The organism is Agrobacterium sp. SUL3 (assembly GCF_001263295.1).
Taxonomy (GTDB): domain Bacteria; phylum Pseudomonadota; class Alphaproteobacteria; order Rhizobiales; family Rhizobiaceae; genus Agrobacterium; species Agrobacterium tomkonis.
This window is the reverse complement of sequence record NZ_KQ414520.1, coordinates 54,879-70,905: the sequence shown is the minus strand read 5'-3', so window position 1 is coordinate 70,905 and position 16,027 is coordinate 54,879. Positions and strand designations below refer to the sequence as shown.

The 16,027-nt window shown below is 59.1% G+C and carries 8 protein-coding genes; 1 reads left to right on the top strand and 7 read right to left on the bottom strand.

From position 1 onward, the window contains the following. The 3 genes from AKG12_RS25885 to AKG12_RS25870 form a co-directional block, all read right to left on the bottom strand. A partial coding sequence (locus tag AKG12_RS25885) for a hypothetical protein (RefSeq protein WP_052821053.1) occupies nt 1-1,340 on the bottom strand: 1,340 nt, incomplete at its 3' end. Beyond that, the gene (locus AKG12_RS25880) at nt 1,333-1,836 is read right to left on the bottom strand and encodes a hypothetical protein (protein ID WP_052821051.1); all 504 of its coding nucleotides are present in this window, start codon (nt 1,834-1,836) and stop codon (nt 1,333-1,335) included. The genes AKG12_RS25880 and AKG12_RS25885, both read right to left, overlap by 8 nt. Before the next feature lie 1,686 nt (nt 1,837-3,522). Then, the gene (locus AKG12_RS25870; protein WP_052821045.1) at nt 3,523-4,698 is read right to left on the bottom strand and encodes a hypothetical protein; all 1,176 of its coding nucleotides are present in this window, start codon (nt 4,696-4,698) and stop codon (nt 3,523-3,525) included. 338 nt (nt 4,699-5,036) lie between these two features. Here AKG12_RS25870 and AKG12_RS25865 point away from each other — a divergent pair, with 338 nt between their 5' ends. Further along, nucleotides 5,037-5,972, top strand: coding sequence for an HNH endonuclease (locus tag AKG12_RS25865; RefSeq protein ID WP_052821044.1), 936 nt, complete (start codon nt 5,037-5,039; stop codon nt 5,970-5,972). A 114-nt stretch (nt 5,973-6,086) separates the two neighbouring features. On the opposite strand, the gene AKG12_RS25860 is transcribed toward AKG12_RS25865, so the two are convergent. The 4 genes from AKG12_RS25860 to AKG12_RS25845 are packed head-to-tail and all read right to left on the bottom strand — an operon-like array spanning nt 6,087 to nt 16,027. Continuing rightward, nucleotides 6,087-6,839 carry an HNH endonuclease gene (locus AKG12_RS25860; RefSeq protein ID WP_052821043.1) on the bottom strand — a complete coding sequence of 251 codons (753 nt, stop codon included), beginning with the start codon at nt 6,837-6,839 and terminating at the stop codon, nt 6,087-6,089. Further along, on the bottom strand, nt 6,839-8,800 hold the full coding sequence (locus AKG12_RS25855) for a coiled-coil domain-containing protein (protein ID WP_052821039.1): 1,962 nt from the start codon (nt 8,798-8,800) through the stop codon (nt 6,839-6,841). Before AKG12_RS25855 ends, AKG12_RS25860 begins: the two co-directional genes overlap by 1 nt. Further along, nucleotides 8,790-13,253: an Eco57I restriction-modification methylase domain-containing protein gene (locus tag AKG12_RS25850; RefSeq protein WP_052821038.1), complete on the bottom strand. Its 4,464-nt coding sequence runs from the start codon at nt 13,251-13,253 to the stop codon at nt 8,790-8,792. Before AKG12_RS25850 ends, AKG12_RS25855 begins: the two co-directional genes overlap by 11 nt. A gap of 2 nt (nt 13,254-13,255) precedes the next feature. Continuing rightward, entirely contained in the window at nt 13,256-16,027 is a 2,772-nt protein-coding gene (locus tag AKG12_RS25845) for a DEAD/DEAH box helicase (protein WP_052821037.1), read from the bottom strand.

Below are 16,027 nucleotides of genomic sequence, written 5' to 3'. Positions count from 1 at the left end.
TAGAGCAACAGCTTGCTGCTCATGTCAGACCACCCCAGCGAGCCTGCGATGTAGTCAGCAAGGTCCGCCTTCAGATCAAGCGCCCAGTTCTTGGCCTTGTCGTATCCGGACAGGGTTTCGATGACGAGCGTTGGACGATCGTCTTTGCCCTCACCCCATGGCTCTGGCTGGATGACCTCGGCACCCGACGGCTTGTCACGCTTCCACCCGCCGCCGCCATCTTTTCCGGTCGCTGCCTTTTCCTCCGTGTCCTTCTTCGACTTCGGCGTTTTGGTGGCATCCGTCTTACCGGGTTCGTCATCATCGCCATCTAGCGCGGCGATGCGATTGCGCTCGGTGAGCGATGCCAGCACGGCAATGACCTGCGATGCGCTGCGCCCCGGCCTGAAGGCCAGTACGACATCATCGATCGTGAGGTAATGCGCGTCGTAAACCTTCGGCCACTGCTCCAAGGCGGCTAGGCCGGATGCTCCATGGGTCGCTTCAATCATCCGGCTGATGAAGGGGTAGTCGAGCCAGCCGGCAGCCAGATTGATGTCGGCGGCAATGCTGATCTCGGACGGAATGGCATCTGCCTTCTCCGCGATCGCGACGACTGGGCAATCCCGTGTCAGGGCATTCACCAGACGCCGCTGCAATGCCGCACTCGTGACCCGCCGCATGCTCTGTCCGATGAACTGGATGTAGGTTCTACCGCCTCCTTCGGATCCGGCAAAACTCGCGTGGTCGTGGACATACTCGCCATCGATCCCGCTCAAGGAACCGCCCGGCACAAAGCCCGACGTCTCGATCAAACGCCGCATCGCCTGCTCGAAGCCGGCGATCGGCGCATGCAAAGACACGACGGGCGCCGACATGGTAGCAGCACTGACGATCGAGGCAAGCGGCACCCGACCCACCTCAATGGCACGGGCAAGAACCAGGGCGGCAACAATGTTGCTTACCAACGGTCCCCTGCCCGCCCGGCCGACAAGACCGACGGCATAGGCACGCCGTGCGTGATCCATCGATGCCGCGCTGTCTCCAGCATTCCGTCGCGCCTCTCCAGAGCCAACGGTCAGGATCGATGCGACGGGCCTGTCTTCGGTGACCACGATGTCGGAGGGCTTTGGTGGCGGGAGAAGATACGCGGCAAAGTTCCGACCCAGCCACGCCAGGTCACGATCCGCATTGCCGGTCATTCGGCGGATATCGAAGGCCGGTGCGTATCGCCGCAACAGATAGCCATCGACCTCAACGACCTTCATCGCCAGAAGACCGTTGGCATGGGCATTGCGCTGCGCCTCCCGGCGCGCGATCCGTTCCAGCCGACGAATGAACAGACGCGACAGTTTATTCATCACCCTGGCCCTCCACCTTCGCGGCAATAATTGCCGTTTTGGGATCACGTGACCCTGCCTTCGTCGATCCACGCTTCTTCAAGCTGCCCGGCCCCGCCTGTCGGCGCTCCGGGATCATGCGACGACCAGAGCGCTGCCGGCTTGAGACCGGCTTGACCGGACCCCGCAAAGACAGGGTGACAAGATCAGCGTTGCGCCGATCCAGCCAATCAAGCAGCAAACGGCAGGCCGGGTTGCCGGTATCGGCATGCACCTGCAGTCGGGCTACAAGCGTATCCGGCACGATGCCGGTGAGGCCGTCGCTCTGCCGGACATGGCCGAGCGCCAGTCCGATCAGGAAAGCCGGATCGTCGGCCGACGTCTTAGTCCGGCCAGTTCCGGGATAGAGGAGGACGGCGCCATGCGGACGATGGCAGATGGCGTACGGTGACGTCGAGGACGAGATCGCCTCGCAGCGGATGCGCGGCGGCACATCCGGATTGATATCGGAAGACATGGGAACTCCCTGGCCGGACCGCCTTGGCGTCCAGCATCGATGAGAAGAACAGGATGGGGAGCCGTGGCCTCAAGGCCACGGCGATCGACCCGCAGGCTCTGACGGCAGTCATCAGGCCGCGAGGTTCAGGCCATCAAGACCGATGGGTTCAATGAGCGGCGGGACGACGGGCAAAGCCCACCCGGATGAAGGCCGGTGTCGGTTCATCATCCTGATTGTCATCAACACAGCCGAGCTCGCCCTCGTCATCACGGCACGAACCACCAAGGCTGATGAGCGAGCCAGCTCCCCCCGACACGACGACAGCCTCAGCAGTGTCAGTCGCAGGCGCAGCCATCCCGCCAATGGCCTTGCGCGCCTCTGCTTCGAGAAGCTGCTGCACCTTGACGGCGAAGCGCTGACGCAGTTCGGCCATGCACGCGGCAACACCATCGATCTCCAGCAGGTCGTCGACTTCGGAAAGCGCCCAGACACCGTGGGCATGATCGCTTGGACGGCTGGCACCATCGACGATCGCCACTTCCACCGCACCGACCATCAAGCGCTTGTGGTGCTTGTAGAGCCAGTCCGGCAGAACCATGGCCGACGCCATCATCTTCAGCTTCAACTCTTCGAGACGGCTCGTGTCGCCATACGACGCAAGCGAACGCTTCAAGTCGAGGATGTAGGCGGTGTGGCGGGCGCGGTTCACGACGATCAGGTCCGGCGTATANGACGCAAGCGAACGCTTCAAGTCGAGGATGTAGGCGGTGTGGCGGGCGCGGGTCACGACGATCAGGTCCGGCGTATAGCTACCCTTGGCCGGTGCCTCGCAATCGAGCTTCACGCCATCAAGGCTGGTCCAATCGTTTCCGGACACCGCTTCCATGGCTGCTTTCACAAGCGGCAGTTTCAGCGACTGTGTCAGGACGAGGATGTTGGGGTTGGCTTTTGCAAGGCGTTCGACCGCCTGCTCCAGCAACTTGCCTTCCCGGAACGAGACCGCCCGGACCAGCGAAGCGATGTGAACGTAGTGGCCGAGGATCTCGTCTTCGGTCGGTTCGCCATCGGCGATGGCGGCAATGGCGCGATCGATCAGCAGATCGAGGTCTGCCTCGACATCCGACCAGCGGACCAGATGCGGATGACGGCGCAGCACGGCCTGTTCGCGAACCGNCAGATCGAGGTCTGCCTCGACATCCGACCAGCGGACCAGATGCGGATGACGGCGCAGCACGGCCTGTTCGCGAACCGAAGCCGGAACCAAGTCACGGCCAAAGCCGAACGGGCGCGGACGGGATCCGGACGCCGAAGCAGCAGTCGCTTCGATGACAGAACGGAGAACTTCCCCATTGGGGATCGTAGAGGTAAACGTGGTCATAGCCCGATTCCTTTGTCAGAAGGCTTGAGGGTCAGGCCCTTGTCGATGTTGGTAGCATCGGCTTGGGCCGTTTGTTCCGACCATCCGGAACAGCCGCAACCTGGCAGGACCGGCGGTCGGGCTCAAGGTCCCGGACAAGAAAAAGAGAACAAAGCCGGTACAAGGTTAACGCCGGGCTCACAACCAAATCAGCTTGAGATCGGCCGACCTTCCGGAGTGACGGCCATCGGCTTCGCCGGAAATCAGAAAATGAGAAAGGGCCGACAAGCGGCCCTCTCGATATTGATGGAGTGGCCGGAAACCGGCCATCCAGTTTCGTTCCGGCTTTACGCGGCGGCGGATGGTGGCGAGGTCGGCTTGACCTTCTTCACATACTCTGGGCGCTTGAAGCGCTTTTCGGCCTGCGGCTGCGCCAGTGCTTCCTCAACTGTCGGAATCGAGTTCGGCAGTTCAACAGTCGCCGTGGCACCAAAGACAGCCGCGATTGACTGCATCCTTGCTTCGAACGATGCGGCCGCCTTGCCATGATCAGCGTCAGCCACTGGGCCTGTCGCGTTGGCATCAACCTGAGTCGTCGACGTCGCGCTCGGCGTCTTGTCGGCTTCTGTGTCTGGCCAAGCTGGTGAGCCGCTCTTCGACGTCGCCCATTCCAGGGCCGGCACGACTTCCGATTCCAGCCAAGCCCGCAGTTTGTCCTTGTCGGGCCAACTGTCGATGCTCCCCATTTTGTAGAGCAAATCGCCGACAGCCGACCAGTGCGTCTTGGGAGGAAGGCTGCAATCATACATCACGTGAGCAGCATGCGGGTTCGGCATCACGAACTGAGCCAGGCTTTCGAGCTCCCGCCGTGCAAGGCGCGACGTCAGCACGATCTGATCCGCCAGTGCCTTCTTGACGATGTTCTTTTTCGGCAGGGCTTCCAGAACGCACGTCCGGATTTCCTCGAGATTTCCCATGAAAGATTTCAAGCCATCACGGACCTTGATCGCGATGATCGCCTTCAGTCCATCAAGCCCGCCAACATTGTATGGGTCGACCTCCGGCTTCTCGTCTTTGTCCGCCTTTGGCCCGACCATGATGGTCGTTACATCCTGAACTCTCAGACGGCCGTGGATGCCGGCATGACCGATCGCCTGCTCGATCTGCTCCGGCGTTGCAGCACTGAGCTTACCCAACACCGTCGGTCCGACGGCAAGCTCTACAAGGATCGCCTTGTAGTAAGCCAGATTACGGTGGATCGCACGCTGTGTCCGGACATGGCGCGCTGTGTAGCCGCAGCACTCCACGGCCCACCGTTCCAGTTTTCCTTCCGGGAGCAAAGTAGCCGCCTTTTCGAGGTGCTCCCCGAGTTCGAAAGTCTCGGCGGTCGAGCGGCGTGTTGCGTTGATCAGAAAGACCGCCGTGTCCTCCAGCTCATATTTATCCTCGTCAGGGATTGAGTGGGCTACGTAGAAGGCGTGGGCGGCGGAAGCGAGAGGGGAAGCTTTTGTATTCTCGGTCACAGTCTTTCTCCGTATGAGTTTGATATCGCAAGATCAATTGACCTTACCCAATAATTATCTCACGTATATCTGCAGAAACAACCAACCTTTAGTTTTGCAATAATTTCTTACCAGGATATATACTTACAATAATACTTTATTTAACTCAAAATTTGCTACTTTTCCGCCTCCGGAGAATTATCTTGCTTTTCGTTGAGGTAAGTAACTTTTACACTTAATACGGGCATAAAGCCCAACGATTTATGGCCATCCAGGCACCGGCCACGCCCCTTCCAACATTCCGTGCAGCCTGGTAGCGAAGGTGGACCGGCAAAATTTTCTGCGGGGAGATCGCATTCATGGCGAAAGCAATACTGACGACCAAGGTTGATCCGACTTATGCCGACCTTCCCGAGCAGCGGTATCATTTTCCGCGGACCTACCTTCGTCAGGTCGAAGCCGCACGCGGAGACTGGATTATCTACTACGAGCCACGGCGACCAAGCGGCGATCTCATGAAAACGGGCGGCAAGCAGGCGTATTTCGCGACCGCCCGGATCACCAACATCGTTCCGGACACCTCGAAGCCGGATCACTTCTACGCGCTCATCGAAGACTTCCTGCCGTTCGATCATGCCGTGCCCTTCAAGGACGCCGACCACTATTTCGAAAGCGGCCTTCGCAAGGAGGACGGCTCAACCAACAAAGGTGCGTTCGGCCGCGCCGTACGAAATATTCCCGACGCCGAGTACGACATGATCCTGGCTGCCGGCTTTGCTCATATTCTTGGAAACCGTGACCGAGAGCGCCCTATGCCTGATCCGGCAGAAGAGGCGCGCATTGGATTTGGCGATACCCCACAGATGCCGTTCGAGATCGACAGCGTTGATCGTCGGATCGTGTCGCAGGTGGTGCAACGCCCTTTCCGGGACCGCGCTTTCTCCGCGGCCATCAAGATTGCGTACCACGACACCTGTGCCGTGACCGGCCTCAAGCTCTTCAACGGCGGCGGCCGATCGGAGGTTCAAGCCGCCCACATCCGCCCGGTGGCGCATGGAGGCCCGGACAGTGTACGCAATGGCTTGGCCTTATCAGGGACGGTGCATTGGATGTTCGATCGCGGTCTGATTTCGGTGGATGACGATTACAGCATGCTGATCGCAAGCGGCGGCGTGCCAGACACGATCTCGCGGCTGGTGAATCCGGAGCGACGCCTGCTGGTGCCCGCACGTGCGGATGAGCGACCGCATTCACAGTTTCTGCAGTATCATCGCGATCGGGTATTCAAGGGTTGAGGATGCGGAAATTATTTCCGCGATCATCACGACTTCTTGGCTGGCAGGATTGAATTCATCACTACGGTCTTCGGTCGAGCCACTTAATATCATCAGCCTCCATGGAAATGGCTATTACCCTGTGTATGAAAACGCTGCTCGGTGCCATGACAACTTCTCTCGATGCTTATCGCTTAAAGGAAGTGGAGTTTCCCAACGGAGCAGCGCCCTTCCTTCCAAACTAAGGGTGGGCGAGAAAAGGGGCCTGCCTAGGTCATCGAAACTCACAAGACCGCTATCGAATGCGGCATCCCACAAGGCTGACAGGAGCAGGCCATTGTGGACGTCAAGTCGCTCGGCATCGCTGTCGCAATCCTTCCAAGGCTTGATGTGGGAGGCTCGGAGAAGCGCTTCGTCGGAAATGCCCGTCAAAGGGCAACGCCCCTGCCAGTACGCCATCAGCCGCCCGCGAAAGATGTTTTGGCCAACCCGTTGAACGACAAGCCGCTCCGCTTCGGTCGTTTTTGGTAGACCCTTCGTCTGATATAAGAACTCGTGGAGCGGCGCATCTGGAAGACTGACGGCAAGTTCGTAAACTCGCGGCATCGCAGCATAAAGCGTAGCTAGATCGGCGAACCGATAGCGCGCGAGGCCAGGCCCTCCCCCATCAACCGGCTCTAGACCAATCTCTGCGACGATACCGGGGTGATCGATCGCGACTACCCAGCCGCCCGTATTTTCGCGTGCGAGCCAGAGTGAGCCTTGCGCAGTTGTTGAGGTGTAGTGCCGCCAGCCGCTTAGCTCCTCATGTAGTCGCCGGAACCCGTTCTGAAATGCTACCTTGTCGCATTCCTGACGGGTGACAAAAGACTGCGGCGACTCGATCATCAGAAGTCCATAGCAAATAGCCGCGCCTCGGGAGGCGTCGATGAAAGTTGGAGCCGCAATGCGGGATGATCAAGCGTGATCTGCGAGGGCGCCGTTGTTGTCGTGACGATATACTGGAATGGGGGCGGACTTCCCTTTTTCTCCAAACTAAGAGCGAAATCAAAAAGATTAGCGTAGATGCGGGCGTCTAGGTCTGCTTCGCGTGGGCTGTCGTGGATAAGAAGGGACGGCATGTCGGCCTTACCATTCACAGACAGGATCATTGCGGCGAGATCGAAGGCTACGATTTTGAACGATTCGACAGCGGCAGTTGACAGACCCGCGCCGCGCTCCAGCGAAATCTCTGGATGAAGGCCGTTGCCATCGAGCTTCATTTTACCAAAACAGCCTTTAGGCATCAGTGTGGCGACGAGTTGCCCAAAAAGCCCTGCTAGATCACCGATCGCTGCCGCGGCGCGTTCTCGCTCAAGCGCCGTCTTCTGCCGAGCCCCTTCCAGTTTTTTGTCGATGAGGGCTAGGCGTTGAGCTATCCCAGCACGATCCTTCAACTGAAGGTCGAACCAGGTTGCCTCTCTCACCAATTCGCTTGCTTGATTAACTGCCTTGTTCGTGGCCGACATCTGCTGTTCGAGCTGAGCAAATGAACCATCGATCTGAGCGATCTCTCGGTCTAATCGGAGAATCTCTCGGTCTAGTTTATCGATTTCTGCTGGCAAAGCGCGCTGCTGGCGCTCTAGCTCCTCTATCTGTTGCTCGGCCAGCGCAATCCTGGACCGCACTTCGTCGAGGTTGCAACGCTCCAATGAGATGCCGCATCCATTGGCCGTCACTTCATCTATGTCGACGTGACAAATTGCACAGCGGACAATGACACCGGTTTCCAGCCTCGCCTGCTCGGTTCCCTGTTCAGCGCGGGCGGCAGAAACCTGACTCGGAAGACTATGCAATAGGGCTTTCTTCTCAGCTCTCGCGTCACTGCTCTTGTTCCGTTCGGATTGCAGAATTTGGCGTTTCTCGCGCAGCCCGTCGCCTGGTCTCTGACCTTTTGCGTGCTCAGCACCTATGGCCTTTGCAAGCACTTCATTCGCCTTGTCGATGAGTTCCTTGCGGACCAATTCCTCGGTCGGATCACGCTCCTTCGGGAAAGAAAGCCTTTCACAAAGCTCAGAAAACCGTTGGCTTTGAAACCAGTCGAGATGACCAAGCTTCTCGCGCAGTTTGTCCCGCTCACGCGTGAGAACTCTGGCCTCGGCGGTGGCCTGGATTTCGTCAGCGGAGAGCGCGCGGATAGCAAGGCGCACTACCGTCAGCTTTGTTTCGAGAGAGAGCTCTTGCGCAGGTGATCCTGAGCCGGATCTCTTGGACCGCCAATCAAACACGTCATCCAGCCGACACTCCTGATCGCGGGTGAGCCATGCGAGCAAGACGTCCCAAACTTGTTCTGCCTTCAAGTTTTCAGGAACCTGATCTCGGTAGCGGGTACAAAAGCTCTTCGAAATCATGGGGGCAATGGTCGGAGGTACGGTGGCTACCAGAAGCTCGTCAAAAGTTTCCTCAATGCGCTCCGCGCGGGAGACGCGTGACGGCAGGTTCATGCCGATAGGACGGGTAACCACCCAGCATTCGTCATCTATGATTATCTCCGCCCCAACAAAACCATTGGGCAGCTTCTGCTGCATGAGTGGTCGCTGTTCTTCGTGGGAGAAGTGCCGCTCACCCAGGCAGTAGCGGATGAGACGGCAGAACGTTGTTTTGCCACTGCCGTGAGGTGTTGCGCCAGTCCCGTTCGTCGAGAGATCCGGCGACCAGACAATATTGACTCCGCGCCGAAGCGGAATGTCACGCAGTAAGGTTTGAGGATCCTGCCAAAGAGCTATGCGTCGAACCCAAAGCCTTGGTCCTTGCTGACCTTCAGGCAAGGTGAGCTCAATTTCGGCCGGCTGAAACAGATCAGGCTGCAACACGGCCCTCCCGGATGAATGGCAAGATGACAGCAGGTACCTGCGCCAACTCCCGATCGAGACTGATACCTTCGAGCCGCGACCAAGCGAAAAGTGCGCGACCGACAGCAGGATCATGCGCATTCAAGGTTGAGCGATCCAGTCTCTTGCCCGCACTCCAGAGGGCACCGTCGCTCGAAACATCAAGCACGGCCGAAGAAACGAGGGCACTGAATGCTGCGCCCCATGCAGCATTTGTTGGCGGGACGAGCTGGGTCACGTTAGCCGGGTGCGCCACGAGACGTTTCCACTCTCGACGATCGGCTTCGGAAAGGAAACCATCAAGGAGAGCCGGCTGCAGGCAGGCCAGCGCGGCCAGCCGGACGCGTCGCACGTCGGAAGGTTCCGGCAGAATACCCACCAGAGCGCGAAGCTGGGCGCGCACCCTTTCATTTTCGTTGATAGCTTGCGGCCAAGACCAAACTGCATCCGGTAACTGTCCGAGCGACGGAAGCTCGATCGGCTGAGCAGCAGCATGAATAGTATGGCTCATACCGAGAGCCGCAAACGTCCCATCTTGCTCCATCCGATCCCATGCTTCGAGGACGAGGCGGCGGGTGCGGTATTCGCCGTGTTGACGGATTTCCTTTTCCTTGAGGACGCGGAAGGTTTCCGACGGATAGTCGGGGCCCTTCACGTCGGCGGGGTCGAGGATGTAGCGCAGCTCGTCGCGGGTCAGTTTGTAGGCGCGGGCGTAGAAGGCGTCGAGATCGGCGCGCAACAGTGCGCGGCGGACGTCGTCCCAGGCGAAGGGCGGGCCGTCATGGCCCAGATCGCGGGCGAAGGGGGCGAGGCTGTGCGAGGTGTAGGTAAGTTCCAGCACCTTCGGGGCGACGAAAGTGAGACGGGGTTCAGTGTAGAATTCAGGGAGTATGACTGGAAGTTGCTCCACGTGGAAAAAGTTGATATTTACCCCGCCAACTTTTCGGCGAACTACGAAATCAAAAATCAGAGATGCACAATTGGCATAGAGACATGCATAGTGACTCGCCGGTTTGTCAGATTTCATTAGATTCAGACTGTCCCCGAACCCAGCGATCGGCATCAGGGTAGGAATGAAAGATCTTTCATTTCCAATTCCAGTTACCTTGTTGAATACCAGCATCGCACCTCGCTGGTAGTCGCCGAGCGCCTGCCTCACATCCCTCTCTGACACCCAGTAGAAAGGTTGAACCTCATATTCAGGATTCATATGGTCTAGAGGTGATGTATCAGGTAATACGCGGTTGCCGCGATCAGTGCCGCGACTTTCGTAAGACGCAGATCGATGATCGTAAATATCGAACATTTTTGCCTCGAAAAGAGGTAAGTAGGTGTCCTGCGAAGGATCGTTCTGCGCCGGTAGCCAGTTGGCTCCCTGACGATGATAGACATCCGCATTCAGGTCTGAGGCGGTTTTGAATAACTGGCTATCATTTGCCATATGGAACAGAATTGAGAATTTGACTCCCCACATATTTCCTTGCTCACCAAGCTCGGATTGGATCAAGATTGACGAGTTTTCATAAATCTTAGTCGTGATTTCAGCGTCCGCGCGCGACCTGAACACTGAGGCTGTCTTTGTATTGGGATTCAGACGTGCGATTTGATTTGGGGTGAGAAGAAAGTTGCGCTCTGGGTCTGCCATCTGAGATGGTGAAGTCATGTAAAATGCAAATCGCGCGGTTCCCTCGCCTCGACCAAGAGTGAGCAAGCTGAATTTGAAGCTACGATGAACCCCAACAAAGAGGGGCGCCGAGTTCTCAAAATCGATGAGCTGTGCGAGACGGTTCTCAGCAACCAGGTGTGCGAAGAAGGGAGCCGTAGTAGCATCTGTGGCGACGCCTGTAGGAACTATGATGCCTGCACGCTGGCGAGACAGATTGGCGAAGAGTTCCGCGAAGAGAGCGTAGGTGTTTACGTCCCCTCTGCCGGTAAGCGTAAACCGGCCACCGTCATTGTTCGAGAGGCGGACAAATTCGCTAATTGCTTCGGCCTCGCGTTTCGCTGCCTCAAATGCGAGGTGCAAAGAGTATTTGGCGCTTCCGGCAGGAGCAGTAGAAAGCGAAATTATCAGCTTGCTTCGCTCTGACTTGTTTTGCGCATTGGCGATCTCGGGGGAGCGGGACGCAAAGAACTCCTGCTCCTGCAACTTGATCCGCTCCCACGGCGGGTTGCCCAGCACCACGTCGAACCCGCCCCGTTGCATCACATCGGGGAACTCCAACGGCCAATGCAGGGCCCGGGCGTTGCGGGCGGCCTTGGGCGCCTCGACCATCGCCTGGCGCATCTTGCCCTGATTGAGGGCCATCCACAGTTCCTCGGTCGTCGGCACGGTGCGGGCCGATGCGCCCGCCGGTGCGCCGCCCACCTTTGGCAGCAGGAAGGCCGCCACATAGAGGTCCGCCGCCGCCTTGGCGCGGACAAAGGTCTGCCCCTTGCGCAGTTCCTTGAACCGCCTGGCCTTGGCGCCGATCTGCTCGACCGTTTCCTCGGGCAGATCGCGGAACCCCGAGAAATCAAACGCCAGCGGCTTCATCGCGGGCATTGAAGCCTGACCGGTGCCGAAGTCGAAACCGCCTTGGCCAGCCGCCGCGTCGCGATTGGCCTTGAGGTAGTATTTCGCGGTTTCCTTGTCGTCGCCGGTCAGCGGCTTGTAGGCGGCATCGGGAATGCCGTCCTGCAGGACCTGCAGGTCGAACACCCCCAAGAGCGCATCGCCGCAGCGGATCTGTGCGTCGAAGAAGCCGAGGGGAAGGCCCGGGTCCACCGTCTCGATCCAGACCGCGACCTTCGTCAGCTCCACCGCCATAGGATTGCGGTCCACCCCATGGATGCAGCAGCGCGCGACATCGCGCAGCGCATGGCGGAAGTCGGCGAGCGAGGGCGTGCCCTCGGCCCGGATGCGGGCAAGCCGCGTGGCGATTCGGCGGGCGGCAGCCAACAGGAAATGGCCGGAGCCGCAGGCTGGATCGATGACCGAGAGCTTCAACAGCGCCTTTGCGGGGTCGTCCGCCTCGGCTTCGGTCTTGTCGAGCACAGGGTCGAGCGCGGTATCGAGCAGCGCCTGAACGAGGCTGTCCGGCGTGTAGTAGGAGCCGGTGGTCTTGCGCTGGTTGCCCTTTTGCTCGGCCGCCTCGGAGGCGAAGACGAGCGTCTTGCCGTCGTCGCCGAGCTGCGGCTGGAGTTCGAGGAGAGATTCGTAGACCGAGCCCAGTTCCTCGGTCTCCATCGCGCGCCAGTTAACCGGGACCATGCCGTTTTTATCGGCAAGCCAGGAGAGGCGGTAGAGAGCTTCCATGAAGGCCCGGTTGCGCAGCGTGGCGGTTTCGAGGTGGGGTAGTCTGTCTTCCGCGAAGAGCCCGCCGAGCGCAGGCAGTGCAAGAGCCTGCTGGCCATGCGCCAGGGCGCGGAAGACGACCTTCACTCCCTCGTAGCGGTCATGATGCTTGTCCCAAGTGGCGGCGCGATAGCATTGTTTGCGCAGCGACTGCAGCGAGTAACCTTCGGCGTAAAGGTTGCGGGCCTCGGGCCTTGCCTTGTCTGGATGAAGGAGGTTGCGGTCTTCGGCCACCATAAGGAAGATCAGGCGGTAGACGAGGCGCAGGAGTTCGTTGAACCACTCAGTGAGGTTGACTTCTCCGGAGTGCAGTTTAGCCGCCAGATCGGGATTAGCTTCGAGGAAGCCAGAGCCGAGAAGCTTGAGGGCAAGCTGGACCTGATATGCTAGGCGATCACGCGCAGCTTCGCCTTCCTTGGAGCCGGCGTCGCGCCACCGCTCGAGGGGGCAATCGGTGGCGGGGGTCTCTGCCGCGCCAAAGCGGGAACGGTGGATCAAAAGCCAGAGCACGGCGAAGGAAGCGATGTCTTCGTTCGTGAACATCTGGGCGAGATCCGCCTCGATGTATGCGGGTCTGGTCAGCGAGGCATTATCACGCATCAGACGCAACTGCATGCCGTTGGTCACGATGCCCCACAGCGCATCGTCACTGTCGTTAAGATAGTCCTGAAGGGCAAAGGCCGGGGAGCGAGACCGGTCCGTAGAGAGCGTCGGGCTGCGTCGGTCAATTTGCTCCTGCGGCGGGACAACCACGATTGGCAGGCGACCAGAGGCCAACAACGCAATCGGCGCCGATGCGGCTCCGAGGTCGGCAAACCCGAAGGTTTCTTTAAAGAAACCTGAGATGAAGCGTGTCGCCGCGGCAGCCGATGGATGCTCGATCTTCGCGAAGGCGTCAAAATGCGATTGCCCCACACGAAAAGCTGTCGCGATTTCCTCACGGATCTGGAGACCCTTGCGAACCGAGTAGTCTTCAGGCGTCTGCTCTGGAGCTTGGCGCTGATCGATCTTGGCTATCATTGCAGGAGCAATCAGGTTGCCTTCCAGGCTCAGCGACGGCCAAGCCGACATATCAGTGATGGTTTTGCGCGCCATGATTACACTTCCCCCGGAACGAGCACGAAGAGGCCAATGACATCTGGTGGAATGATCGGCTCGACACTGACACGAGACGCCGAACCAGCGGCGGCCCGTAGGCGCGCATGGTCTTCAACCAACTCCGCAGCGCGCTTTCGGACAAACTCGGCAATCGGACCAGCCAGCAGATCCGGGAGTGCCGCCCGCGCCGCGTTGATCATGCGATCTCGGGCAACTGGTGCGAGGTCGGCAGTGGCGGGAGAGGCCAGCAGTTCGCGCACCTTGCTGCCGGAAGCAATGACGGTGTTGCTGTCGAGGGCAACGAGTGCTGCCTCTTCAGCCAGCAAAAGGCGTTCGCGTCTTGCATGAACCGTTAGCTTGTAACGAATGCGCAGGAGCGCAACGCGTGTCATCTGGGAGACGGCGGCACTTGGCCAGGCTCCGACACGACCGATGCCCAGGTCTGGCAGCGCTTCACTGTCCAGCGAAGCCTCAAGGAGGCTTTCCGCCAGGGAGGATGTCAGCGGATGTGTTCTGGTCAGGAGGGATGTCCCTGACGGCGCTGGCTCCTGCAATGCAAGCTTGATGGACCCTTTGAGGCCACGTTGTTCCAACGTTTCCTTCAGACTGGGCTGAAGAGCATGGATATGTGCAAGCTGCAAAGACTTCTTCTTTTCCAGTGGAACTCCGAACCGCGACATGGCGCGCTCGACAAATTCAAGCGTCTCATCCGGTGACCCGAGCAGAGATTTGACCTTCTCCCATTCGGGGGCGACCTCACTCGGCTTCATAGCATTTTGCGCAAAACGAGCACGCGACCGCTTTTCGTTTTCGCTTGCATCTCGCCACCGGGTCTCCATCACTTGGATTCCGTTGGTCAGTTGCAGGTCGAGTGTGAGCTGCTGTTGAGCCCCGCCACCGCGGCGAAGCATCATCGCGGCCATCAACGCATCGGTGACCGGTCCCCGCTCATCTGGTAGAGGAACAGTGACCCCAGTCGCCTTTCGGATTTCCTCTGCTTTTCGGAGAATCACGTCGAGCACGGCGCCGTCGATCGCGCTATCGGGCGAAAACATCATGATCGACCGCACGAGCTCGGCAGGCTGGCCAAAGCGATCCACACGGCCCTCACGCTGTTGATGGCGTGTCGGATTCCAGGAGAGATCGTAATGGATCACCGTGTCGAACAGTTGCTGAAGGTTTATACCCTCCGACAGGCAGTCGGTGGCAACGAGAATGCGCTGCTCATCAGCGTCAGAATTTACGGCCGCCATTTCCGCAACGCGATCGCGGCGTTCGTCCGGTGTCAGCTCTCCCGTCACTGCTTGCACATTCAGCTTCGGGAAGGTTTTGCGGAGCCCTTCCTTCACATGTTCCGCCGTCGCGAGGTAGCGGCAGAAAACGACAGGATTCGCGCCTTCCTTGATCAAAGGCTTGAGGGCCTTGATGAGGGCGTTCAGCTTGGGATCATCCGCTGAAAGAAGTGTGCTGGCCTTATCAAGCAGCCCTTGGAGCGCGGGATCGCTGGAGAAGATCGTGTTCGGCTCGATATCAACGGCGTCTTCATCGTCGCCATCCTCGTCATAGATCTGCGGCTCGAGGCGTTCATCTTCGTTAGACGCCCGATTTCGCAGCGCACTCATTGCCGCAGCAGGAGATGAGCCGACACACCGCATCAGTGCCAGCGTGCCCCAGAAGGCAAGACGACGATCCTTCTGCGTATCTCCCGCCCGAGAGACGACAGCGAAGCAATAATCGAGGACGGCCTCATGAAATGCTCGATGTTCGTCGTTCAGACGGTACGAGTATTCGGTGGTCTCGTGCTTGGGGAATGCACGGTTTTCGTCCCACGCCCCTTCGACGAGATCGACGCGCCGCCGCTGAACGAATTGTCTGGCAAGGCGCTCTCGGTACTTTGGGTCATCAAAGTTCACGGTCCCGAACTCCCGGTCGATCAACGACAGGAGCCGGGCGAAAGCTTCCTCATCCCCGGAATGCGGCGTTGCTGTCAGCAGGATCAGCCGACGCTCGGGATCGCGTGAAAGGCCTTGCAGCAAGTCGAAGCGCTGCTGCCTCCCTTTATGGGTCCCAACGCAGGCGTGGGCTTCATCTACGATCACGAAGTCTGGGCACGCCCTGGCAAAACCATCGCGACGCTTTTCGGCCTTGATGTAGTCGAGACTGACGACTGTGAAGGGGTAAGCATCGAACAATGTCTGCGCCAACGGTAGATTTCGCTCCAGACGTGCGGCCGTCCCGGAGGTGACGGCAACAGCGTCGATCCCGAACCTGTCCTTCAGCTCGATGATCCACTGATCAACGAGATGAGGTGGGCATAACACCGAAAAGGCGTCGACCTCACCACGATCCATGAGTTCGCGAAGAATCAGGCCCGCTTCGATCGTTTTGCCGATGCCGACGTCGTCAGCGATCAGTAGGCGCGGCACCTGTAGGCGCAAAGCCATCAACAACGGAACGAGTTGGTAGCTGCGCGGCTCGAATGCGAGCTGCGCGGCCGAGCGAAACGGCCCCGCGCCGCGACGAAGGGTCAGCCGGAGCGAATCCGCAAGGAGTGCCGCCTTCGACTGGACTGTCGGGCGAGCATCGTCCGGCAGGTCAAAGCGAGCAGCTTCGACAGGCGTCAGTTCGAGATCCGGTGCGAGAACGACGATGTCGTTTTCGTTACCTGAGAGTGGACGTAGAGCGAGGAGCCCCTCCCCGGGTGTCGGCAAAGCTACCCATTCCCGGCCGCGTGCTTTGATTAGATCGCCAGGAGTAAAATTCAGTGTCAT

Excerpts from the sequence above, each read along its gene's own strand:
- AKG12_RS25845 (WP_052821037.1), bottom strand. The coding sequence starts at position 16,027 with ATGACACTGAATTTTACTCCTGGCGATCTAATCAAAGCACGCGGCCGG.
- AKG12_RS25865 (WP_052821044.1), top strand. The coding sequence starts at position 5,037 with ATGGCGAAAGCAATACTGACGACCAAGGTTGATCCGACTTATGCCGAC.
- AKG12_RS25850 (WP_052821038.1), bottom strand. The coding sequence starts at position 13,253 with ATGGCGCGCAAAACCATCACTGATATGTCGGCTTGGCCGTCGCTGAGC.
- AKG12_RS25860 (WP_052821043.1), bottom strand. The coding sequence starts at position 6,839 with ATGATCGAGTCGCCGCAGTCTTTTGTCACCCGTCAGGAATGCGACAAG.
- AKG12_RS25880 (WP_052821051.1), bottom strand. The coding sequence starts at position 1,836 with ATGTCTTCCGATATCAATCCGGATGTGCCGCCGCGCATCCGCTGCGAG.